The 5,454-nt window shown below is 62.2% G+C and carries 5 protein-coding genes and 1 pseudogene; all 6 read right to left on the bottom strand.

The window, feature by feature from the left end; all coding sequences use genetic code 11:
* A pseudogene (locus EOA24_RS26115) lies at nucleotides 1–247 on the bottom strand (NAD(P)(+) transhydrogenase (Re/Si-specific) subunit alpha); the annotation flags it as partial.
* 85 nt (nucleotides 248–332) lie between these two features.
* Complete coding sequence (locus EOA24_RS26110) at nucleotides 333–557, bottom strand: aa3-type cytochrome c oxidase subunit IV (protein ID WP_042645175.1); 225 nt, start codon at nucleotides 555–557, stop codon at nucleotides 333–335.
* Nucleotides 558–706: 149 nt separating this feature from the next.
* Nucleotides 707–856, bottom strand: a complete 150-nt coding sequence (locus EOA24_RS26105; RefSeq protein WP_082056395.1) for a DUF3096 domain-containing protein — start codon at nucleotides 854–856, stop codon at nucleotides 707–709.
* Nucleotides 857–999: 143 nt separating this feature from the next.
* Nucleotides 1,000–1,761, bottom strand: coding sequence for a hypothetical protein (locus EOA24_RS26100; protein ID WP_042645176.1), 762 nt, complete (start codon nucleotides 1,759–1,761; stop codon nucleotides 1,000–1,002).
* A gap of 334 nt (nucleotides 1,762–2,095) precedes the next feature.
* Nucleotides 2,096–4,411 carry an EAL domain-containing protein gene (locus EOA24_RS26095; protein WP_126079868.1) on the bottom strand — a complete coding sequence of 772 codons (2,316 nt, stop codon included), beginning with the start codon at nucleotides 4,409–4,411 and terminating at the stop codon, nucleotides 2,096–2,098.
* Nucleotides 4,412–4,560: 149 nt separating this feature from the next.
* Nucleotides 4,561–5,454: DUF6537 domain-containing protein (locus tag EOA24_RS26090; RefSeq protein WP_189354224.1), on the bottom strand; the 894-nt coding region annotated here is incomplete at its 5' end.

Below are 5,454 nucleotides of genomic sequence, written 5' to 3'. Positions count from 1 at the left end.
TCAGCTCGGCATCCGTGGGCCGGCGCACTTTCAGCACCACGTCGGCCTTTGACGCGTCGGCAGCCTTGCCGATCGTGGCACCCACCGCGGCAAAATCCTGGTCGGGGATGCGGGAGCCGAGACCGGCGCCCTTCTCGAGGATCACGTCGAAGCCGAGACCAGCCAGACGTTTGACCGTTTCCGGCGAGGCCGCGACGCGCGGCTCGTTCGGGTCAAGCTCACGAGGGATGAACACTATTTGTCCCACCGGACGTTCCTTTCGGCTGAAACCTTGATTACGCAAGGCGTCGGCCGGACGTCCGGCGACGTCGAGGGCGATGGGCTTGGGAAGTCTACCGCAGAATGAGAGTGCCGATGGCCGTGATCAGGATGAACACGATGAGGCCTGAGAAGAAGCCGCCGACGAAGAAGCCGAAGGCCATGGCGATGAGGATGGCGGCGCAGACCAGCGAGCCGTATTTGGCAAGGCCGAGGAAGGCCTTGTAGGTGCGGTCGTGCTCGGCATAGTCCATCTGCGCGCCAAGCTCGACCGGACCGGCGGGCGTGTGATCAGCCATGGAAGTACCCCTTCGAAAATGCCTTTGAGGCACATAGCGAAAAGCCGAACCAAGAGCAATGGCGCTATTGCCGCACAGCCTGCGACAACAGCCTCAAATGAAAGTTGAAATTGAACGGCGCGCCCTCGCCCGCGCGGCTAGGGGGGACTTCAGCCGGCGAGTTGGGGAAAAAGGCCGAGCAGGCCGACGACGATCAGGTAAAGCGCGACGATGTAGTTGAGGAGCCGCGGCATCACCAGGATCAGCACGCCGGCGATCAGCGAGATCAGCGGCGTCAGCGCGATTGAATGAATGGTCATGTCGCAATCCTTTCATTCGACAGGCGATCGCCCGTCAGACGGGTGCGGAGCTTGTCGTGATGCAATTCCGGCCGGAAGACCGCTCACACTTTCCTGGAATTGCTTGCTAACGCCGCAGCCGGCAGAAGGTTCATGGCCCGCGTTCAGGCAGCGGCGCGATAGTATTTCGCCGTCGGCACGATCGAGAGGGGCGTCAGCCGGTTGATGGCCGGATTGCCGAACATCAGCCGCTGCTCCATCGGCGTCGATCTGAAGAACGGCAATCGTTTGAGCGTCAGGCGCATGTTTTCGCCCGCCGGTATTTCGAACAGTGCGAGCGGGGGAAGAACGCCCGGAAATGCTTTAGCCTCTGTCCTCTGCACGGCCTGAAAGTAACGAACGTAAAAAGAGGAATGCTCCATCTTGACCGGCGTCAGCACCGAGTCCTGACCGAAGTAGCAGGAGGCGACCATGGCGATCCTGAGCGTCAGAAAAGGCAGCACCCCCGGCGCCGGCGCGCTGTCGGGGTCGGCCGCGAAGCGGGTTCCGTCAATGAAGGTTTCGCCGCGGGCGAGCCGTGGAAGCAAGACTTCGGGATAGGCATCGACCGAAGGCGAGTATGGCTGCGCGCTGGTAATATAATGGAAACGCAATGTGCTGACCAATTGGTCATAGCAATAGACACCGAACCGATAGGCGTTGGGTAGATTATCCCAGCGATCCTCGAACATCCCGCTCGCGATCGGACCACACATACCTGAGCGCCGATAGGAATTGTAGCGGAGCCGATAGATCGCCTCCTGATCTTCACCCCCCGTGATGAGGCGATATTCGACATGATCCAGCAGTTCCATCATCGACCGGTTGAGCGCGGAGTCCATCCTCGCGCTGGCGTCGGCCGACGCACTCTTCCTCGCAGCATCCATTGTCATTCCTCGAATTCCGCCTGCGACCAAGGCTATTCGAGTTGAAATGAGACACAAGCTGAAAATTCGATATTGCTGATTTACCTCTTGTTAACCTTAATGCCGGTCGCCCAATTTCGCTGATCATGCGCGAGAAAAGCAAATCCCGACGCGAGCGACCCTCTAATGCCAACCGGTTATAATCGACGAAGTCATTTCGAATTCAGAGCTTCGAAAGCGCCGAGGCACGCCCAGCCTACACTTGTCCTGAGCGGCCAATATATTTGGCGGGTCCTCAATACGGGTCGTAATTCTGCGAAGTGGAAGCCGTTTTGCGCTTTGCCCGGAAATCCGGTCAGCTGGCCGTTCGTTTGCCGGCGATATGCAGGTCCGCGGCAAATGGCCAGGTGACGCTCGACATCGTCTCGATGCCCGACGCGCTGAGCGCGGCGCCGAACAGAAAGCCTTGCACGAAGTCCGGTTTGACCAGATGAACCAGCGTCTTCAGCTGCTCGAAGGTCTCGACCCCTTCGATGGTGACTGAAAGGCCCAATGTCCGCGACAGGCTGACGATGCCCTTCAGCAGATCGAGCGACTGCCGGTTCTGGTTCATATCGACCAGGAAAGAGCGGTCGATCTTGATCTTATCGAGCGGCAGCTTGTGGAGATAGCTCAGACTGGAGTAGCCGGTGCCGAAATCGTCAAGCGCGATGCGCACGCCAAGCGCCTTCAAGTCCTCGATCGATTCGCGCGTCAGCGATTTGTCATCGAGCAAGGCGGTCTCGGTGACCTCGATTTCGAGCCGGTGCGCCGCAAGGCCCGACTTGGCCAAGGCGTCCCTGACCTTCTGGACGATGTCGCGGCTGCGGAAATCCTTGGCCGACAAGTTCACCGACACACTGGTCTGCGCCGGCCATTTGGCGCATTCGGCGCAGGCGGCCTCCAGCACGAAGGTGCTGATGTCGGAAACGATGCCCATCTCTTCCGCCAAGGGGATGAAGACGCCGGGCGAGATTGGGCCGAGGTCGGGATGGTCCCAGCGGCAGAGCGCCTCGCAACTGGCGATGCGCATGGTGCTGATGGAGACGATCGGCTGATAGACCACGCGCAGATCCTTGGCCTGCACGGCATTGCGCAGATCGGCCTTCATCAGCTGGCGATTGCGGAACGCGGCGTCCATGGCCGCCTCAAACAGCCGCCAGCTGTTCTTGCCAAGTTCCTTGGCCTTGTAGAGGGCAAGGTCGGCCTTGACGATCATTGCATCAACCTCGGTGTCCTTGACCTTGGACAGCACCGCGCCGCCGCTGGCCTGGATGCGCAAGCCGTGGCCGGCGACGTCCACCTCGCCCTGCAGGTCCGCGAAGATCCGATCGAGCAGGGTGCCGAGATGGCTCTCGTCCTCGACGCGGTCGAAGAAGATCATGAACTCGTCGCCGCCGAAGCGGCTGACCGTGATGCCCGGTCCGGCAATCGCCGCGAGACGCTCGGCCACGGCGTAGATCAGCCCGTCGCCGACCGGATGGCCGAGTGTGTCGTTGACGCTCTTGAAGTCGTCGAGATCGAGCACCGCGAGGCCGCAGAGCCGATCCTGCTCGCCGGAGGCCATGGCCTCACGGACCAGCTCGTGGAAATAGGCGCGGTTCGGCAGGCCCGTCAGATTGTCGTAGCGCGCCATGAAGCGTATCTTTTCTTCCGCCTCGACGCGCACCGTCACGTCTTCGAAGGTGATGACGCCCAGTTCCTGGCTGCCTTCGCGGGCGGAGAATTCGTAATGCTGACCATTGGCCAGCGAAACGAGCACCTTGCGGTCGCGGCCTTCGCGCAGGGCGCGCGTCAGCTGCGCCTCGATGTAGCGGCAGTCTTTCGGCGCCAGCATGCCGCCGGCGACGCCCCGCATCAAAAGGCCGTGGATCGAGCGTCCGAGCAAGGCATCGCCCGATCTCAGCGACATCAGGCGGGCGGCTTCGGCATTGGCCACCGCAACCCGCCCGTCGGGCCCCAGCATGACCAGGCCATGCGACATGGTGTTGAGCGCGCGATCGAACCGGCGCGTCAGGTTCCCGGCCTGCTTGTGGCCGATGACGGCGGAGAAGAGCACGTTGCGGACATGGTCGGCGCTGTTGATGGTGACGAACGTCAACGGGAAGATCATCAAGCCGAGGACGACAGAAGCCATATCCATGCGCAGGATGAGCGCAAGAGCCGCGGGCCCGACGAGGGTCAAGGAAAAAATCTGGACCATGCGCATGGACCCGTAGCTTCGTCCGACAACCGTTACCAGGGTCGTCAACGACAACGACACCGACGCCAGTTCAGCAAATTGGTCAGGACGCAGGTAGATCGACACGAAGCAGAATGACCCCAATGCGAGGCCCTGCGCGCTGCCTTTGAGAATGTAATTGCGCTCTATCGCTTCTGCCTCTGCGACACTTGCTATGGTGCCGCCCGCTCTATGGAAGCCTCGGATGCTGAAGTACCGCCAGAGGCTGGCCGATAGCAGAACGAAAGCCAACGTCAGATAAAGCAGATCCTGCGTACGCAGGTAGACCATGAACCCGAGAATCCAGTAGCAGACGCCGCCGATCGCAACCATGCCGGCGTTGTCGAACAATGCCCGCACGAACTGGATATAGACATCCGCCGGGATGTTCTCGGTCTTTGTTCTACCCATGCCGCTGGCCCAACGCTACGCCTTGTCATGCCACACCCGCCTTAAGAAAGGCTTAGAACGGCGTTCAACCCCGGTTGCGGAGGGTTGCAGCAGGCGGGACAGACCAGGGAATCCGGGAGTTCTGGCGCGCCGTCAATGCGCCGGCGCGGTCACTCGGCGGCGCGAAGCGTCGGCTCCGCCGGAGCCTGGGCCAGACGCTCGATCAAGCGCGAGCGCTCGCCCGCCGCCTTCGCGGCGCTGGCCTGCCGGACATGGCCGTAGCCGCGGATCAATGCCGGCACGGAGGCCAGGGCGGTCGCGGCCTCCACCCTGCCCGGCGCCAGCGCGCCGGCGATGAGGTCGAGATCGGCTTCGTATTCCCTCAACGCTTGCCGCTCCATGCGCCGCTCGGCCGTGTAGCCGAAGAGGTCGAAGGCGGTGCCGCGCAGGCCCTTCATCGCCGCCAGCAGTCGAAAGCCCTTCATCATCCACTGGCCGAAGCTCGATTTCCTGGGCTTGCCGTCATTGCCGCGGCGGCCGAGGATCGGCGGCGCGAGATGGAATTCAAGCCTCTCGTAGCTCTGGAACTGCTTGGCGAGGTCGGCGGCGAAAGTGCCGTCGGTGTAGAGCCGCGCCACCTCATACTCGTCCTTGATCGCCATCAGCTTGAAGAGGTTTTTCGCCGCCGCTTCAGTCACCACCGTCGAGCCTGGAATCGCCTTCGCCTCGGCGGCGCGCAACGTCGCCACGCGGTCGGCGTAGCGCCTGGCGTAGGCGGCGTTCTGGTAGGCGGTGAGGAAGGCGACCCGGCGGGCGATGACATCGTCCAGCGTCTCGGCCAGTTTGGGCGCAGGCCTGCCGGTCTGAGCGACCAGGCCACGTACGAAGTCGGGCTGATGCGCGGCGCGGCGGCCCCAGCGGAAAGCGGCGATATTCATCGCCACCGCTTCGCCGTTCAATTCTATCGCCTTTTCAACGGCTTCAGCCGAAAGCGGCAGGCCGCCATGCTGGAAGGCGAAGCCAAGCATGAACATGTTGGCGCCGAGCGAATTGCCGAACAGAGC

The organism is Mesorhizobium sp. M2A.F.Ca.ET.039.01.1.1 (genome assembly GCF_003998035.1).
Taxonomy (GTDB): domain Bacteria; phylum Pseudomonadota; class Alphaproteobacteria; order Rhizobiales; family Rhizobiaceae; genus Mesorhizobium.
The sequence above is the reverse complement of the archived record's forward strand: the minus strand, read 5'-3'. Positions and strand labels throughout refer to the sequence as shown.

Coding starts and splice junctions, on each gene's coding strand:
- EOA24_RS26105 (WP_082056395.1), bottom strand. CDS start 856: ATGACCATTCATTCAATCGCGCTGACGCCGCTGATCTCGCTGATCGCC.
- EOA24_RS26100 (WP_042645176.1), bottom strand. CDS start 1,761: ATGGATGCTGCGAGGAAGAGTGCGTCGGCCGACGCCAGCGCGAGGATG.
- EOA24_RS26095 (WP_126079868.1), bottom strand. CDS start 4,411: ATGGGTAGAACAAAGACCGAGAACATCCCGGCGGATGTCTATATCCAG.
- EOA24_RS26110 (WP_042645175.1), bottom strand. CDS start 557: ATGGCTGATCACACGCCCGCCGGTCCGGTCGAGCTTGGCGCGCAGATG.